13 protein-coding genes are annotated in these 17367 nt (G+C 62.7%); 5 read left to right on the forward strand and 8 right to left on the reverse strand.

Features of this window, described 5'->3' with window-relative positions; genetic code table 11:
• Positions 1 to 94: 94 nt before the first annotated feature.
• The 5 genes from HWY45_RS26220 to HWY45_RS26240 form a co-directional block, all read right to left on the reverse strand.
• The gene (locus HWY45_RS26220) at positions 95 to 1714 is read right to left on the reverse strand and encodes an AMP-binding protein (protein ID WP_059488273.1); all 1620 of its coding nucleotides are present in this window, start codon (positions 1712 to 1714) and stop codon (positions 95 to 97) included.
• A 166-nt stretch (positions 1715 to 1880) separates the two neighbouring features.
• Entirely contained in the window at positions 1881 to 2864 is a 984-nt protein-coding gene (locus HWY45_RS26225) for an alpha/beta hydrolase (RefSeq protein WP_059488337.1), read from the reverse strand.
• A 12-nt stretch (positions 2865 to 2876) separates the two neighbouring features.
• Positions 2877 to 4340 (reverse strand): flavin-containing monooxygenase, encoded by a 1464-nt coding sequence (locus HWY45_RS26230; RefSeq protein WP_081057935.1) that lies wholly within the window; start codon positions 4338 to 4340, stop codon positions 2877 to 2879.
• Between the two features lie 52 nt (positions 4341 to 4392).
• The gene (locus tag HWY45_RS26235; RefSeq protein WP_059488339.1) at positions 4393 to 5559 is read right to left on the reverse strand and encodes an iron-containing alcohol dehydrogenase; all 1167 of its coding nucleotides are present in this window, start codon (positions 5557 to 5559) and stop codon (positions 4393 to 4395) included.
• 29 nt (positions 5560 to 5588) lie between these two features.
• Positions 5589 to 7070 (reverse strand): NAD-dependent succinate-semialdehyde dehydrogenase, encoded by a 1482-nt coding sequence (locus HWY45_RS26240; RefSeq protein ID WP_034202076.1) that lies wholly within the window; start codon positions 7068 to 7070, stop codon positions 5589 to 5591.
• Between the two features lie 442 nt (positions 7071 to 7512).
• Here HWY45_RS26240 and HWY45_RS26245 point away from each other — a divergent pair, with 442 nt between their 5' ends.
• The 5 genes from HWY45_RS26245 (at position 7513) to HWY45_RS26265 (ending at position 14343) form a co-directional block, all read left to right on the forward strand.
• Positions 7513 to 8676 (forward strand): efflux RND transporter periplasmic adaptor subunit, encoded by a 1164-nt coding sequence (locus HWY45_RS26245; protein WP_059488275.1) that lies wholly within the window; start codon positions 7513 to 7515, stop codon positions 8674 to 8676.
• Positions 8677 to 8695: 19 nt separating this feature from the next.
• Positions 8696 to 11839, forward strand: coding sequence for an efflux RND transporter permease subunit (locus HWY45_RS26250; protein ID WP_059488276.1), 3144 nt, complete (start codon positions 8696 to 8698; stop codon positions 11837 to 11839).
• A 4-nt stretch (positions 11840 to 11843) separates the two neighbouring features.
• On the forward strand, positions 11844 to 13286 hold the full coding sequence (locus HWY45_RS26255) for an efflux transporter outer membrane subunit (RefSeq protein ID WP_059488278.1): 1443 nt from the start codon (positions 11844 to 11846) through the stop codon (positions 13284 to 13286).
• 112 nt (positions 13287 to 13398) lie between these two features.
• Positions 13399 to 14088 carry a response regulator gene (locus tag HWY45_RS26260; protein ID WP_059488280.1) on the forward strand — a complete coding sequence of 230 codons (690 nt, stop codon included), beginning with the start codon at positions 13399 to 13401 and terminating at the stop codon, positions 14086 to 14088.
• Positions 14089 to 14343 carry a hypothetical protein gene (locus HWY45_RS26265; RefSeq protein ID WP_043206133.1) on the forward strand — a complete coding sequence of 85 codons (255 nt, stop codon included), beginning with the start codon at positions 14089 to 14091 and terminating at the stop codon, positions 14341 to 14343.
• Between the two features lie 32 nt (positions 14344 to 14375).
• Here HWY45_RS26265 and HWY45_RS26270 read toward each other — a convergent pair whose 3' ends face one another.
• From HWY45_RS26270 to HWY45_RS26280, 3 genes are all read right to left on the reverse strand, one after another.
• Entirely contained in the window at positions 14376 to 15446 is a 1071-nt protein-coding gene (locus HWY45_RS26270) for a phytoene/squalene synthase family protein (RefSeq protein WP_059488281.1), read from the reverse strand.
• A 290-nt stretch (positions 15447 to 15736) separates the two neighbouring features.
• The gene (locus HWY45_RS26275) at positions 15737 to 16396 is read right to left on the reverse strand and encodes a TetR/AcrR family transcriptional regulator (protein ID WP_046338001.1); all 660 of its coding nucleotides are present in this window, start codon (positions 16394 to 16396) and stop codon (positions 15737 to 15739) included.
• Between the two features lie 379 nt (positions 16397 to 16775).
• Positions 16776 to 17231 carry a hypothetical protein gene (locus tag HWY45_RS26280; protein WP_059488283.1) on the reverse strand — a complete coding sequence of 152 codons (456 nt, stop codon included), beginning with the start codon at positions 17229 to 17231 and terminating at the stop codon, positions 16776 to 16778.
• Positions 17232 to 17367 lie beyond the last annotated feature (136 nt).

A 17367-nucleotide genomic window follows, 5' to 3' on the forward strand; every position in this document is an offset into this window, starting at 1 on the left:
AGTCTTATGCAGCCGAAGGACAATTTGAATCAGGGCTTTCCATTACACGGTCGGGTGAGAAGGGGTCTTCGCGAAGCGCCCTCCGCCGGCGATGTCAAGCCCTTTCCGCCCGCAGCTCTCGCCGAAGGATCTTCCCTACGTTGCTCTTTGGCAGGCTGTCGCGAAACTCGATGCTTTTCGGACGCTTGTAGCCCGTCAGTTGATCTTTGCAGAAGGCCATCAGGTCTTCGACCGTCAGCTCCGGCGCTTTCCTGACCACGAACAGCTTGACCGCCTCTCCAGAGTGCTCATCGGGTACGCCGATCGCCGCGACCTCGTATACACCGGGGTGTTTGGCCACGACCTCTTCGATCTCGTTCGGGTAGACGTTGAAGCCGGACACCAGGATCATGTCCTTCTTGCGGTCGACGATTCGTACGAAGCCATCCGCGGAGATCGATGCAATGTCGCCCGATCGGAAGAAGCCGTCCGCGGTCATCACTTTCGAGGTCTCGTCCGGTCGCTGCCAGTAACCCGCCATCACCTGGGGACCGCGGATGCACAGCTCGCCGGCTTGTCCCGGCGGCAGTTCCTTGCCATCTTCGTCCCGGATCGACACTTCGGTGGAAGGCAATGGCAGGCCGATCGTGCCATTGAACTCGTGACGGTCAACGGGGTTGACCGTCACGCACGGCGATGTCTCGGACAGTCCATATCCCTCGATGATCGGTGCACCGGTCATCTCCTTCCAGCGCTTTGCGACAGCTTCCTGAGTAGCCATCCCGCCGCCGTTGGCCAGCAGCAGATTGGAGAAGTCGAGGCGCAGGAAATCGGGATGATGAAGCATCGCGTTATACAGTGTGTTCACGCCCGGGAAGCTCGTGATCTTGTATCCGGCGAGCGACGCGATCATCCCGCCGATGTCACGCGGATTCGGAACCAGTACGCACATCCCGCCCGTATGCATCGTCAGCAGGCAGCAAACGTTGAGCGCAAAGATGTGATAGATCGGAAGGGCTGCCACCGTGATGAACTGCTTCACGTCGGGACGCCAACTTCGAGCGGGCTTGAGCCAGACGTCCGTCTGCAATACATTCGCGACGATGTTCCGATGCAACAGTGTCGCCCCTTTGGACACGCCGGTCGTCCCCCCCGTATATTGGAGAAACGCAATGTCATCCGGTGACGGGCAGACCGGCGCGAATGTGCTCCGGCCGCCCTCTGCAATCGCGTCGTCAAACGCCGTGTGCGCGCTCGGGATCGCCGCGATGGACGCGCCGTCCTGCGTGGCAATCAGAACATGCTTCACCTGCGTGTGCGCAATGATGGCGTCCAGCGTTGCAGCACAACTGTCGAGTATGACGATCGCCTCGGCACCGCTGTCTTTCAACTGATGTTCCAGCTCACGCGGGGTATAAAGCGGGTTGACGTTGACGACAACGTAGCCGGCGCGCAGGACTGCACAGATCGAGATCGGGTACGGCAACACATTCGGCATCATGATCGCGACGCGCGCACCGCGCTCGAGCCCCCGCGATTGCAGCCACACGGCCAGCGAGCGCGACATCACGTCGAGTTCACCATACGTCATCAGCGTGCCGTTACACGCAAACGCGGGACGTTCCTTAAACTGGCCGAAGCTTGCCTCGATTAACTCGCTGACGGATCGATACGCGCTCCAGTCGATCTCTGCCGGCACCTCTGGCGGATAGGAAGCAAGCCAGATCTTTTCCATACCCAATCTCCTCTGTCCTGTTGGAATAATCGCGCAACGCCCGTCGTCTCATCACGATCGCGGCAAGCTCGATGACCTCGCCCGACGCGAGAACGCTGTCCCGCCTACTCGCCGCAAACGGTGTCGCACGGACGGCGAGGCGCCAGGTCGCGCGAAGGTCGAAGCGTCAGATATTGACGCCATGTTTTTCGGCAAGCCGCCGAACGAAGGAAGCGGCGCGCTCCAGCAGATATCTCGCTGTCGCGATATTGCGGGCTGCGGTAACGATGCCGTGATGATGTCCGGGCAGATGGTGATGCTCGACTTCGCTGCCGGCGCGTGCCGCGCACGACGTGTAGGCAACGCCCTCGTCACATAGCGGGTCAAGTCCGACCGTTGAGATGAACATCGGCGGCTGCCGCCGGCCCTCCGCATGCAGCAGCGGAGACAGGCGCGGAAGGTCGAGCGGCGTGCCGGCCGGCACGTAGTGATCGCGGAACCAGTGCATCGATTCGGCCACAAGCGGAAATCCGCCTTCAATACGTCGATACGAAGGCAGCGACGCCGTCAGGTCCGTCACCGGATAAAACAGGATTTGTCCGACGATCGAGGATGCTGACGCCAATGCCGCATTCGCGATGATCGTCGCCATGTTGCCACCAGCGCTGTCGCCTGCCAGCACCACGCGAGATGCGTCGATGGAGAGCGCTGATGCATGGGCAACCAGATAGTCCAATGCCCGCTCACAGTCCTCGAGCGGGACCGGCCACCGATGCTCCGGCGATCGCCGGTACTCCACCGAAGCGACCGGACACCCGCTATGACGTGCGAGATGACGGCAAATGCCGTCATGCGTGTCCACACTCCCGATCACCCAGCCGCCCCCGTGAATGAAGACAACCAGCGGATTGCCGACGACAGCTTCCACATTGCGTGTGCGATAGAGCCGTACCCGAATGCTGCCGCCTGTTACGGGAACCGCTAGGTCGTCGTGGACAACAGCGTCGTCAGCAGCGATGCCGTTCAGTTCGCACGCACGCGCGAAGTTCGCGCGGGACTGATCCACGGAAAGACTGCCGTAGTGCAGTCCGCCCAGTTCGCGGAACGCCCGTACGGCGTCCCGGGCATCGTCAGCCACTTCCGTCAGCGGTAACCAGAGCTCCGATGTCATGCGCATCTCCGCTCAGCGCGTACCGAATACGCTTTGATCCCATCGCGTGACGGCACGATATTCATCGACCGTTCCCGGCCAGTTGTTAATCACTTTCCCCTGCGCGTTCTTGTACCAGCTCGAGCAGCCGGCGGAAAACGCCGAGCCGGCCATCGCTGCCTGCAGCTTGCTGTTGTATTCGTCGAACACCGCCCTGTCAACGTCCACTGCGTCGACACCCGCGGCCGCCATGCTTCCGATCGCATCGATGATGTAGTTCTGCTGGATCTCGAGCATCGACACGATCGAGTTGTGGTTCAGGTTCGTGTTCGGCCCGTACAGCATGAACATGTTGGGAAAGCCCGGCACCGTGATGCCCAGATAGGCTTCCGGGCCGTGTTCCCACGCTTGCGCCAGCGTACCGTTCGTCCCGCGGACCTGCAGACTGCCCTGGAATGCCTGGCTTTCGAATCCGGTTCCGAACACGACCACGTCGAACGGCAGAATACGGCCGTCACGGGTCTCGATGCCGTCTTCGACGAACGCCTCTACGCCCGCCGTTTCCAGCGAGACGTTGTCACGCGTGAGCGCCGGATAGTAGTCGTCCGAACGCAGAATCCGCTTGCACGCGTATTCGTAGTCCGGCGTCAGCTTCTCGCGCAGCACCGGGTCGGACACCTGCCGATGAAGGTGGGCCAACGCCAGGCTCTTGCCTTCCATTTGCGCATTGGAGCCGATCCGCGTGCGCTCGAACCCCGACTCGCGGAAGGCGTGTAGCGATTTACGGCTTTCCTCGAAGAGATGAGGTTCTTCCTCGTACAGATCGAGCTGCTCCTTCGGAAAGATGATCTGGTTGCGCGGCATGATCCAGTTTGCGCTTCGCTGGAACACCGTGAGCTGCGCGACCTTGGGCGCGATGGCCGGCACGTACTGCACGGCGCTTGCGGCATTGCCGATGCTCGCCACACGCTTGGCGCTCAGATCGACATCGTGCCGCCACTCCGCGGAGTGGAAGTAATCCCCCTTGAAGCTTTCCAGGCCGCGAACCGCGGGAATCATCGGCCGGTTCAATTGTCCCCACGCCGGCACGAAGAAGCGGGCGGTCAGCCGCGAACCGTCGTTCAGCTCGAACCGCCAGAGGCGTGCAACCGCATCCCATTCCGCGCTGCGAATCTCGCGATTGAACCGAAGGTGTTCTGCCAGGCCGAACCGCGTGGCAAGCGATTTCAGGTAATTGAGCAGTTCATTTCTTCCTGCATACATCGCGCTGACGCGCAAGTGCGGATGGAAGCTGTAGCAATACAGGTGCGACTCGGTATCGCATGCCGCGCCGGGATACGAATTGTCGAGCCAGACGCCGCCAAGCTCCGGACGCTTCTCGAGCACAACGAAGTCGTCGATACCCGCGATTTTCATGCGGGCCGCCATTCCGAGGCCGCCGAAGCCGGCACCCAGAATGACGACCTCGTGATGCTCAATCCTTTCTACAGTATTCACGGTGCACTCTCTCTATTAACGTTACGGCGACAACGGATTGGCCTGCGTCGGTTCAATAGGCCTGTTCATACAGGCGCAAGGCATCGGCATCCGTGACAACGACCGGATTGTTCTGCAGCAGGCGCTGCTGCTTCATGGCATCTGCCGCCAGTGTCGCCAGACTCGAACGCGTGACGCCTACGTCGCGCAGGCGTCGCGGTGCGCCGGATCGTTCCATCAGGTCATCCAGGAATCCGATGAATGCGGCGGTGCGCGCGTGGACGTCGCCCTCTCCTCCCGTTCCTACGAGGTCTGCCAATTCCGAATATTGCTGAGCAGCCGCTTCGGCGTTGAAACGCAGTACGGGGGCGAGCATCAATGCGTTGGACAAACCGTGCGGGATGTGAAAATGGCCGCCCAACGGATAAGCCAGTGCATGGACCGCGGCCACCGGAGCATTGGCGAACGCTTGGCCCGCCAGGGTTGCGCCCAGGAGCATGGCCTCCCGCGCGCGCTGATCTTTCCCATTCTCGCAAGCCGGGATCAGGTTGCTTGCCAGCAGACGCAGTGCTTCACGTGCAAGCGCATCGGAAATGGCATTCTTCTTGTGCTTGCTGGTATAAGCCTCGATGGCATGAACCATCGCGTCGATGCCGGTTGCAGCCGTATGACTGCGTGGCAGGCCGACGGTCAGTTCGGCGTCCAGGATCACTTTGTCGGCGTACAGCTGACGGGAGACGATTCCCATTTTGTTCGTTTCGCCCACAGAAACGATGGAAATATTCGTGACTTCCGATCCAGTGCCGGCAGTCGTCGGGATCTGCACCAATGGCAGGCGCTCGCCCTGAACGTTGCCAATGCCGTACATGTCCGCGAGCGACTGCTGCGACACGGTCAGAATGGCGGCCAGTTTCGCAATGTCCATCGACGAGCCGCCGCCCAGGCCGATGACGACGTCTGCGTCGGCACTGCGGGCGAACGCTACGCAACGCGATACCACGCTCTCTGGCGGATCGGCCACGACCTCGTCGAAAACCGCCGCACGAAATCCCGAGGCTGCCAACGATGCTTTCGCCGGCTCCAGTACGCCGGCCTTGTGCAGCCCTGCGTCAGTAACGATCAGCACATTCCGACGATCCGTCCATCGCGCCATCACTTCGCCCAGGCGGCGCACGCAGCCCCATTCCTGGAGGATCGACGGAACGGTTTCGAAGAGCAGCGACTTCGGGGGCATTTCCATTGACGTTTCCTTCATGCCGACATTTGCAGTTAGATCTGGGTACACATGTACTTGATTTCCAGATATTCCTCGATCCCGTAACGGGAGCCCTCACGGCCGAGGCCGGACTGCTTCACCCCACCGAACGGCGCGACCTCGTTGGAAATCACCCCGGTATTCAGGCCAACCATGCCGTACTCGAGCGCCTCGCCTACCCGCCAGATGCGACCGTGGTCGCGTGTATAGAGATAGGCTGCCAGGCCATACTCGGTGTCGTTGGCCATCGCAATCGCCTCCGCCTCATCCTCGAAGCGGAACACCGGACCGACGGGCCCGAAGAGTTCCTCGCGCGCCAAACGCATGGCCGGCGTCGCATCCGTGATGACGGTCGGCTCGAAAAACGTCCCACCGAGCGGATGGCGTTTCCCGCCAGTGACGATTCGTGCGCCCTTGCTTACCGCATCGTCGACCAGTTCGTTCAGGTGATCGCAGGCGGACTGCTGGATCAGCGGCCCCTGCTGCACGCCTGGCTCCGTTCCGTTTCCTACCTTGAGCGCCTGGACTCGCCGAGCGAGTGCATCGACGAAACGGTCGTGAATGCCAGCCTGCACGAGAAAGCGATTGGCGCACACACAAGTCTGGCCGCTATTTCGGTACTTCGATGCCATCGCGCCTTCAATCGCTGCGTCGAGGTCCGCATCGTCGAACACGATGAAAGGTGCATTGCCGCCGAGTTCGAGAGAAAGCCGCTTGATCGTCGCCGACGACTGGCTCATGAGCACGCGACCCACTTCGGTCGAACCGGTAAACGAAAGCTTGCGCACAATGGGGCTGGCCGTGAGGACCGCGCCGATCTCGCGCGACGGGCCACACACCACTTGAAGGACACCGGCGGGAATACCCGCTCGCTCGGCGAGCACGGCAAGCGCAAGCGCCGTCAATGGCGTGAGGTCCGCCGGGCGCACGATGATGGAACAGCCTGCAGCCAGCGCCGGCGCCACCTTGCGTGTAATCATCGCGGCGGGAAAATTCCAAGGCGTGATCGCGGCGCAGACACCGATCGGCTGGCGAATGACGCAGATGCGCTTGTCGGATTGCGGGTGGGGAATGACGTCGCCATATACCCGCTTCGCTTCTTCGGCAAACCACTCCACGAAAGAAGCGGCATACATGATTTCGCCGCGCGCCTCGGCGAGCGGCTTGCCCTGCTCCGACGTCATGATGAAGGCAAGGTCGTCCGCATGCTCGACGATCAGGTCATACCATGCGCGCAGTATCCTTGCGCGCTCGTGGCTGGTTCGTGTGCGCCATGCTTCTTGTGCCGCAGCCGACGCCGCAATGGCCTTATCCACCTCTGCAGCACCGAGACTCGTCACGCGCGCCAGGACTTCACCCGTAGCCGGATTCGTGACCGGAAACGAACGACCCTCCTCGCCTTTTTCCCATCCCGATGCAAGCCAGACCCGCGTCTCCAGTAAGGAGGCATCTCGCAGTCGGGCGCTCAGCGCCGAAGATACAGTCGATTGGTTCATCCTTTCGTGCTCAGTTTGGTGAAAATTGAATGGATTAACAGTCCGAAGTCCTGATGGCGCTAGACGCCCGCTTCCTGGTCCGCATGGGCGATCTGTCCTGCATGCAGCGACATCCGCCCCCAATACTCGGCCTTGCCCGACCACGCCCGGCTTCCTTGTCGACGAAGCATCGTTCTGTCGTCACATGCAAAAACGACTTCCTTCTGTCCAGCCTTTCCCGGCCTCCGTCGAACACCGCGCCGCAAGCGAAGGCCCATGCCTGAAAACGCGACCTCCTGTTTTGGGATAGACTACGCGCCCTTGGTCAATTGACATGGTCATTTGACCATATTGGGAAATTTGCAGCAACTTAGTAGTTGCACGGGGCTGCGGCACCGGAACCGTTTATGCCATCCTCGAACACAGAATGCGGGCCATGGGTCCTGCGTCTCAAGGAGTCCACATGAAAAATCACAAACGATGCTGCTACAGCGCCGTCGGCGTGCTAGTGACGGCGGCGATACTGGCGGGTTGCGGGCAATCCGAACAGCAAGCCGCTGCACCCGCTACTCCGGTTGCGGCAATGACCCTGGCGACCTCGCGTCTCGACCTGACCGAAGACCTGCCCGGCCGTGTCGCAGCCGTCCGGATCGCCGAGATCCGGCCGCAGGTGAGCGGCATCGTCCAACGACGGTTGTTCGAACAGGGCACGGAGGTGCGCGCCGGCCAGCCGCTGTTCCAGATCAATCCGGCACCATTCAAGGCCGACATGGACACGGCCGCGGCGTCTCTGCAACGCGCGCAAGCCGCGCTCGAACGGGCCAAGGTCCAGACCACACGACTCAAGCCGCTCGTCGAAGCCGACGCAATCAGCCGTCAGGTCTATGACGACTCGGTGTCCCAACGCGACCAGGCTGCCGCCGACGTCGCACAGGCTCGCGCGACACTCGCACGTCGCCAACTCGACCTGAAGTTCGCGACCGTCGAGGCTCCGATCGCCGGCCGCATCGACCAGGCCCTCGTGACCGAAGGCGCACTGGTGGCAAGCACCGACAGCCAGCCGATGGCGCGCATCCAGCAGATCGACCAGGTCTACGTGGACGTGCGCCAGCCGGCCGCCTCGCTCGAAGCGCTGCGCGGCGCGCTCGCGTCGCAGCCGCAAGCGTCGGACAGCAACGGCGTGCCGGTCGACGTGCTGCGCGACGACGACACGCGCTACGACGCGCGCGGCCGCATGCTGTTCTCGGGCGTCAACGTCGATCCTGGCACCGGCGACGTGCTGGTGCGCGTGCTGGTCGACAACCCGAAGCGCCAGCTGCTGCCGGGCATGTACGTACGTGCCCGCATCCCGCGTGGGCATTACGACAACGCGTTGATCGTGCCGCAGCAGGCCATCGTGCGCGCGGGCGGCAAGCCGCAGGTATGGGTGCTCGACGCGAAGGGCACCGCTCACCTGAAGGCCGTCGAGATCGGCGAACTGACGCATCGCAGCTATCGCATCAAGTCGGGGCTGCAGGCGGGCCAGAAGATCGTCGTCGAGGGCATGGAGCGCCTGACCGACGGTGCGGTGGTAACGGCGACTGCATGGAAGGCGCCTGAAGCGGTCGAGACCGCTTCGTCGCACTGAGTCACGGGAGCACCCAGTCATGTCCCAATTCTTCATCCGCCGCCCGGTCTTCGCGTGGGTGATCGCCCTCTTCATCATCCTGCTGGGCCTGATCGCCATTCCCGAACTGCCGGTTGCGCGCTATCCGTCGGTCGCACCGCCGACCGTCACCATTACCGCCACCTACCCGGGCGCGACGCCGCAGACGATGAGCGACAGCGTGCTGAGCCTCATCGAGCGCGAGCTGTCTGGCGTGCGGAACCTTCTGTACTTCGAATCGTCGGCCGATACTTCGGGCCAGGCGCAGATCACCGCGACCTTCAAGCCCGGTACTGATTCAGCAATGGCCCAGGTGGACGTACAGAACAAGCTCAAGTCGGTCGAACCGCGCCTGCCGCCGGTCGTGCGGCAGAACGGCGTGATCGTGCAGTCTGCCGCCACCGGCTTCCTGCTGTTCGTCGGCCTCAAGTCGGACAGCGGCCGCTATGACGAAAACGCGCTGGCCGACTACATGGCGCGCAACGTCGTCGAGGATCTGCGACGTGTCGAAGGCGTCGGCAAGGTGCAACTGTTCGGTTCGGAACAGGCCATGCGCATCTGGGTCGATCCGCAGAAGCTGATTACCTACGGTCTGTCGATGAACGACCTGACCACTGCCGTCAGCCAGCAGAACGTCCAGATCGCGCCGGGCAGCCTTGGGGCTGCGCCTGCGATGCGGGGCCAGCGCGTAACGGTGCCGCTCACGGCACAAGGCCAGCTCACGACGCCGGAGCAGTTCGCCAAGATCGTGCTGCGCGCGAATGCGAACGGCTCGAAGGTCGTGCTCGGCGATGTCGCACGGGTCGAACTCGGCCCGCAGGCGTTCACCTTCGTGAACAGCGAGAACGGCAAGCCGGCCACTTTCGCCGGCGTGCAACTGGCGCCAGGCGCCAATGCGGTGAAGACGGCGGAAGCCGTGCGCGAGCAACTGGACATGATCGCCAAAACCATGCCGGCCGGCATGACCTACTCGATCCCGTTCGATACCGCACCGTTCGTGAAGATCTCGATCGAGAAGGTGATTCACACGCTGCTCGAAGCGATGGTGCTCGTGTTCCTGGTGATGTACCTGTTCCTGCAGAACGTGCGCTATACGCTGATCCCGGCCATCGTCGCGCCGGTCGCGATGCTCGGCACGTTCGCGGTGATGCTGATGACCGGTTTCTCGATCAACGTGCTGACGATGTTCGGCATGGTGCTCGCGATCGGCATCATCGTCGACGATGCAATCGTCGTCGTCGAGAACGTCGAGCGCCTGATGGTCGAAGAAGGGCTGTCGCCGAAGGATGCAACGATCAAGGCCATGAAGGAAATTACCGGCGCGATCATCGGCATCACGCTGGTGCTGACGGCCGTGTTCCTGCCGATGGCGATGTCGAGCGGCTCGGTCGGTGTGATCTATCAGCAGTTCACGTTGTCGATGGCCGTGTCGATCCTGTTCTCCGCGCTGCTCGCGCTGACGCTCACGCCGGCCCTGTGCGCGACGATGCTCAAGCCGATCGAGCATGGGCACCACGAGAAACGCGGCTTCTTCGGCTGGTTCAATCGACGCTTCGATCGCCTAACGGGCTGGTACGAGACGCGCGTCGGCCGCCTGGTCGGCCGCACGGGCCGCGTCATGCTGTTGTTCGTCGCGATTTCCGCGGCACTGGTATTCGGCTTCCGCATGCTTCCGTCGTCGTTCCTGCCCGAAGAAGACCAGGGTTACTTCATGACCGGCTTCCTGCTCCCGGCGGATTCGACCGTCGAGCGCACGGGCGACGTGGTCAAGACGCTCGAGAAGCACCTCGCCTCACGTCCGGCGATCCAGTCGAGCATCTCCATCATCGGCTACGGCTTCTCCGGTCTCGGTTCCAACGCGGCACTGAACTACGCGGTCCTCAAGGACTGGGGCAAGCGCGAGGGTTCGTCCACGATGGAAGAAGCGATGCACGCGCAGGCTGCGATGGGTGGCGTGACAGAAGGTACCGTCATGAGCCTGTTGCCGCCGGCCATTGACGGGCTGGGAACCAGCTCGGGATTCACGATGCGCCTGCAGGATCGTGCCAACCAGGGCTATGCCGCGCTCAAGGCGGCAGAGATGAAACTGCTCGAGCTGGCCGCCCAAAGCAAGATCGTGACTGGCGTCTATCCGGACAGCCTGCCGGCCGGCACAAGCGTGAAGCTGGATATCGACCGCGACAAGGCCGAAGCGCTAGGGGTGTCGTTCACGACCATCAGCGATACGTTGTCGGCCGCGATGGGCTCGACCTATGTGAACGACTTCCCGAACGCGGGCCGCATGCAGCAGGTGATCATCCAGGCCGATGCCCCGGCACGCATGCAGATCGACAACGTGATGAAGCTCTACGTGCGCAACGCGGCCGGCGGCATGGTGCCGTTGTCCGAAGTGGTGCGTCCGGTCTGGTCAGAGACCCCGCTCCAGTTGGTGCGCTTCCAGGGTTATCCGTCCGCACGCATCTCCGGCGGTGCGGCACCCGGCTACTCCAGCGGCGCGGCGATGGCCGAGATGGAGCGTCTGGCCGCGCAGTTGCCGCCGGGCTTCACGGTGGCGTGGACGGGCCAGTCACTGCAGGAGCGCGAGTCGGCCTCTCAGGCGCCGATGCTGATGGCGCTGTCGATGGTCGTCGTGTTTCTGGTGCTCGCGGCGCTCTACGAGAGCTGGGCGATTCCGCTGTCGGTGATGCTGGTGGTGCCGCTCGGCCTGATCGGCGCACTCGCCGCGGTCCTGCTCCGCGGGCTGCCGAACGACGTGTTCTTCAAGGTCGGGATGATTACGGTGATCGGCTTGTCCGCGAAGAACGCAATCCTGATCGTCGAGTTCGCGAAGCAGTTGCGCGAGGAAGGCAAGGGGCTGATCGAGGCGGCCGTACAGTCGTCGAAGCTGCGCCTGCGCCCGATCCTGATGACCTCGCTCGCATTCGGCCTCGGCGTCGTGCCTTTGATGATCGCAACCGGCGCCAGCGCCGAAACGCAGCACGCGATCGGTACCGGTGTGTTCGGCGGCATGGTCGCCGCCACCGTGCTGGCCATTTTCTTCGTGCCGGTTTTCTTTGTGTTCGTGATGAGCATCCAGGAACGCATCTCGGCATGGCTCGCGTCCGGCAAGAAGCGCGCCAACGTGACCCCCGAACAAGAAGGTTGATGCCATGCGACTACTCATTCTTTCCGCTGCGGTTTCCGCCGCTCTCGCGTTGTCGGCGTGCTCGATGGCGCCGAAGCTGGTCAGGCCCGAGATGCCGGTGCCGACCGCCTATACGACCACTGCCGCGGCTGACCAGCATGCGAACGCAGCCGATCTCGGCTGGCGCACGATGTTTGGCGATCGTCGCCTGCAGCGCCTGATCGAGCTCGCGCTCGAGAACAACCGCGACCTGCGCCTGGCCGCGCTGAACGTCCAGGCCGCCGAAGCGCAATATGGCATCCAGCGCTCCGCGCGCCTGCCGTCGATCAGTGCCGGCGCGAGCTTCACGCGCCAGCGCACGGCGGCCGACTCGCAATCGAACCCGCCGCTGCTCGAAAACACGCAGAACCAGTATGGCGTGAACGTCGGCGTCAGCGCCTTCGAGATCGACCTGTTCGGCCGTGTGAAGTCGCTGTCCGATGCGGCGTTCGCGCGCTACCTCGCGACCGATCACGGCCGTCGCGCCGTGCAGATTGCACTCGTCGGCTCCGTGGCCAACGCGTATTTCGCCGAGCGCCTCGCGCAGGAGCAGCGCGCGCTGTCCGAACGCACGCTGAACGACTGGCGCCAGTCGCTTGACCTCGCGCGCCGGCTCAAGCTCGCGGATCAGGCCAGCGGCGTCGACATCGCGCAGGCCGAAGGCCAGGTCGCGAGCGCCAGCGCCGATCTCGAGGCGCGTTCGCGCGCCGTCGAGCAGGCCAACAATGCGCTGCGGCTGCTGGTCGGCACCGAGCTGCCGAAGAACCTGCCCGACCCGCTGTCGCTGGAACGCCAGCCGGTGATGACGCAACTGCCGGCCGGACTGCCGTCGGAATTGCTGTACCGCCGGCCGGACATCCAACAGGCCGAGCAGAATCTCGTGGCCGCCAACGCCGACATCGGCGCGGCGCGCGCGGCGTTCTTCCCGCGCCTGTCGCTGACCTCGTCGATCGGGTTCCTCAGCCCGGGGCTGGGCAGCCTGTTCGACGGCGGCCAGCGCGTATGGAGCTTCGCGCCGCAGGTCACGCTGCCGATCTTCCAGGGTGGCCGGCTGCGTTCCGAGCTGAATCTAGCGGAAGTGCGCAAGTCCAGCGCGGTCGTCGAGTACGAACGCGCGATCCAGACTGCATTCCGGGAAGTGGCCGACGGTCTCGCCGGACGCGAGACCTTCAGCCGTCAGATCGACGCGCAGGCGCGGGTTGTCAAGAGCGCCGAGCGCCGTACCGATCTCGTCAATCTGCGCTATCGCGCGGGCATCGAGGATCGGCTGGAACTGCTCGACTCGCAGCGACAGCTGTATGCCGCGCGTCAGGCCTTGCTGGATCTGCGCAACGCCGAACTGGACAACGCGGTCGCGCTCTACAAGGCGCTCGGTGGCGGTTTGATCGATACCGAAGTCCCTCCCGCCGACAGTACGGCGAACTCCTGAGCCACGGGCGGTCGGCGATCCGTTCGCGAGGACTGAAAGCATCGCGAAGTCCGGCGGCGCACGTGCTGCGTCGCCGGCCGCCTCCCGATCACGCCCACTTCCAGTGAACCCGATGAACCCTCTGATACTCATTGCTGAAGACGATCCGGAGATCGCGGAAATACTCGACGCCTACCTCGCTTACGACCGCTTCCGTACCTATCGTGTCAGTCACGGGCAGGCCGTGCTCGACGTGCTGCCGATGCTGAAGCCCGACCTGATCCTGCTCGACGTGAGGATGCCGCAGAAGGATGGCTGGGAAGTCCTCCTCGAAGTGCGACGCCGCAGCGACACGCCTATCGTCATCCTCACGGCGCTGGACCGCGAGATCGATCGATTGCAAGGACTGCGTTTCGGCGCGGACGACTACATCACCAAGCCATTCAATCCCGCCGAGGTAGTCGCGCGCATTCGTGCGATCCTGCGCCGTTTCGAAACGGCCAAGTCGGGACGCGTCATCAAGGTCGGCAAGCTTGAGATCGACACACAAAGCTATCTGACCACGATCCGCACCGGCACCGGAGGGACCAGCGTCTCGCTGACGTTGACCGAGTTTCGGCTGCTCGCCCATCTGGCAAGTTCGCCGAATCGCGTGTTCACACGCAGCGAACTGGTCAGCGCCTGCCTGCCCGACGGCGATGCACTGGAGCGTACCGTCGATAGCCATATCAGTCGGCTGCGCAAGAAACTCGAATGCGCTGGTGCGCCCGGGATGCCGGACGTGATGCGCGGCGTGGGCTATCGACTGCTAGGTGTCCAATAAATGCGTGTCGCCGGTCGTGGTTGCGTTGCATGTATATTCGCGCTACTGATCGCTGCAATCGCACTGGGAATCTTGACCGGGTGGTTCGTCGTCTATGGTTTGATCGTCTTGACCGCGCCTTCAGTAATCGATAACACGATCGCGGTCGTGATCCGGGAAACGCCGGACTATCTGGTCCTTGCTATTCTGCTTCTGGTCGGCCTCGTCTCGACTGTGATTGAACTTATCAAACTGAGGCACAAAGCAGGTTCGTAATTCGATTTGCTCCGCATGCGGTGACGCCGCCGTTAGCAGGCAGCCGGTGCCTTGATCTGAGCCAACGTATCGACGGACGCAATGAGCCGTGCAATCCGCTTCTCAATCGCCACGTTCGAACCGATGGTCAACAGCGACGACGCCATGATCCGGTAGACGCGCTTTCTCGGTACCTTGGCCGGCGCCGTCGGGTCGAGCCACGCGTCGTGGCCGGCCAATAGCTCGAGCGTCTCGAGGCCGATAAGAATCGGCCACAGGCACGCGAGCCGCAACCGCACGAAGCGACGCGGGATCGCGAGTGTATACAGACACGCATCGCGATACTGGTCGAGCGCTACGCGCAACAGGTCGATCAGCACGCCGCGCGCACGCGTCGACGCGCCCGGCTGCATCAGATCGGGCACGCCAAGCCCGTGCGCAGCCAGCACGTCGTCCGGCAGGTAGCAACGGCCAATAGGGAGATCCTTCCCGCAGTCGCGCAGAATATTGGTCATCTGCAGCGCCTTGCCGAACTGGATCCCTTTATCGAACATGTCCTGGAAGTCCCAGCTGCGTGCCGCACATGTGTGCGCGCCCGTCATATCCGTCCAGAACTCCCCGACGCAACCCGCGACCAGGTAGGTGTAGCGATCGAGCATGTCGTACGTCGGCAGTGAAGCGACCTGCCCCGACTGTTCGTCCGGAAACGTGCGCAGGTCGAATTCCATGCCGGAAGTGAGTGTTGCGACGACCTTGCGGATCGCTGCGCTGTCGGCATCCGTCTGCGCGCGCAGCAGCGCAAGCATCGGCGGTATCGAGCCGAGTAGCACGTGTTCGTGGGAATCCGTCTGCATCCGCGTCACGTCCTCGAGTGCATGGGACAGTGAGACACCGTCGTCAAGCTGCTCGACGTTCTCGCGCAATTGCGTCAGCAGCGCCACGCGGCGGTCCGGCGCGACAAGTGCGGTGTCCGCGATGGTATCGGCCGCACGCGCAATCAGGTATGCGAGCCCGACCGGTTCGCGCATGCCGTCAGGCAGCACGCACAGCGACAGGTAAAAGGAGCGCGAAACATTCTTGAGGAGATTGCCGAGCAGATCGGCGGAATGGGTATCGGTGGTCATGGGTACGAGAATTCGGCGGAGCCGCGCGCCGGACGCACGTGACATCCGCCCCGCCCCGCGACCGTCAACGCAAGAGTCCGCAGAGTTTAGTGGATATCGTCCGTGGTCGCGCAAAGACGTTCCTCGGTAGTCCCTGCTTTTTTCCACGGCGTTCTGCGAGAACCGTCGTCAACTCGACGCTCATGGCATGTGTATCGTCGGTCTATCTCAATCGGCATGGTGAACCGATGCCTCGGGAAAAGCCGCTCGACGACCCAATTAGACCGCATGCATCCGGCGTAGCTGCCACGTTAACGCAGCAACCCCATGGCGATGTTCAGCATGCCGCTCTTGAACTGCTCGGGATGCTCGGTAAGATCCGAGAATTTGGCCAGCACGTGACCATAAGAGACCGTGTTGCTTATTGCATTGACGATCATCGCATGCATAAGCTCAGGGTCGCATGGCTTTACCTTGCGAGCCTCTATGGCGTCCTGGAGAAGCGGGACGACTGCGTCGCGATAAGGGCCGATCAACCTGTCGACCAGCAGATCCAATCGCGCGCCATGTTCTGTCGTCGCGGTCGCAAAAAACATTCCGACGTCAGGCGTTTCGAACAGGCTGTCGATAAAAAGTATCATGGCCTGCCGGACACGCTCGATCAGGGACATGCGGCTATTGCGCAATTGCTTCGTCGTTTCGATCACGGGCCCCAGCTGTACGGCCAGTTGTTCGACTACCGCCGTCCAGAGCCCTTCTTTCGACCCAAAATGATGTGACATCAACGCCGGATCGACCCCGGCAAGGCCAGCGATCTTCCGCACACTTGTGGCGGCATAGCCCTGTTTGGCAAACATCTGTCGCGCACATCGCAGAAGTGAATCAAATCCCACATGCGTATCGCCGGACGGACGTCCCCTGGCACGTTTTACCGTTGGCAAATGCTGGGTCGAAGTATCAGAGCACGGCATGTCGGAACGACATCAAGGAAAGGAAGCCGGAAGTATACCAACCGTATTCGGCATACCGCACTCGCCGAGCTCAAGAAATTCGATCTGCTCTCGCCCTTTCCGCACACAGGATGATGCCAATCGGCAGTGCTCTCATCCGGCTCTTGCTCGTGCTTCGCAAGCCGACGTCAGTACAGTTCCAGTTGACACTTGTGCTCGGCCTTGAACGAACCAGCCGAATTGGCGCGGTGCAAGCGTGAATCTGGCGGAAGCACGACGTTATGAATGACGCAGCCGACTGCGCAATCTTCGCGCGCAGTCGGCCAAGCTGCACCGTGCGACGGGCAAAACGCTCATCTCGCCTCATCGCATGTGCGTTCGCCGGACGCCATCAATCCGCTCAATAATCGTAGTAAGCCTCGTCGTAGCGATGCTTGTTGCGGCGCATCCTGCGCATACTGTCGCGGTCTCGCGCATCGTCGCGGTCCCGTGCGTTACGTCCGAGATTGCCACCCAGCGCCGCGCCTCCGCCACCGCCGAGCGCCGCACCGAGGATTCCGCCGTTGCGGCCGCTCATCGCATGACCGGCCGCAGTGCCCGCACCGCCGCCGAGTGCACCGCCAATGATTGCCCCGTCGCGCTCGTTGCGGTCCGCCGCGATCGCGCCACCGGCACCGCCGCCAATCGCACCGCCCACTACCGCGCCAGTGCGGCCACCCAGTGCATCGCCGACGGTGGCACCGGCAATACCGCCGAGTGCACCGCCAAGCGCGTTGTCCCAACTGTCCGCCGCGGCCGGCAGTGAAATCAGCGCGACCGCGGTAATGATGAATGCGGGGGCGATCTTCTTCAACATGCGAATGCTCTTCCTTGTGCTCAATCTCAAGTCCAGGTTTCTTGCGTTGCTGCCCATTCTCTTCGACGAACGGGTGGCGAAAGATAGCACTCCCATACAACCCCAGTTCGCCATTGTCGTAACAGATTGTGTGGGC

Origin of the sequence: Burkholderia stagnalis, assembly GCF_902830275.1 — a bacterium.
GTDB classification, from domain to species: domain Bacteria; phylum Pseudomonadota; class Gammaproteobacteria; order Burkholderiales; family Burkholderiaceae; genus Burkholderia; species Burkholderia stagnalis.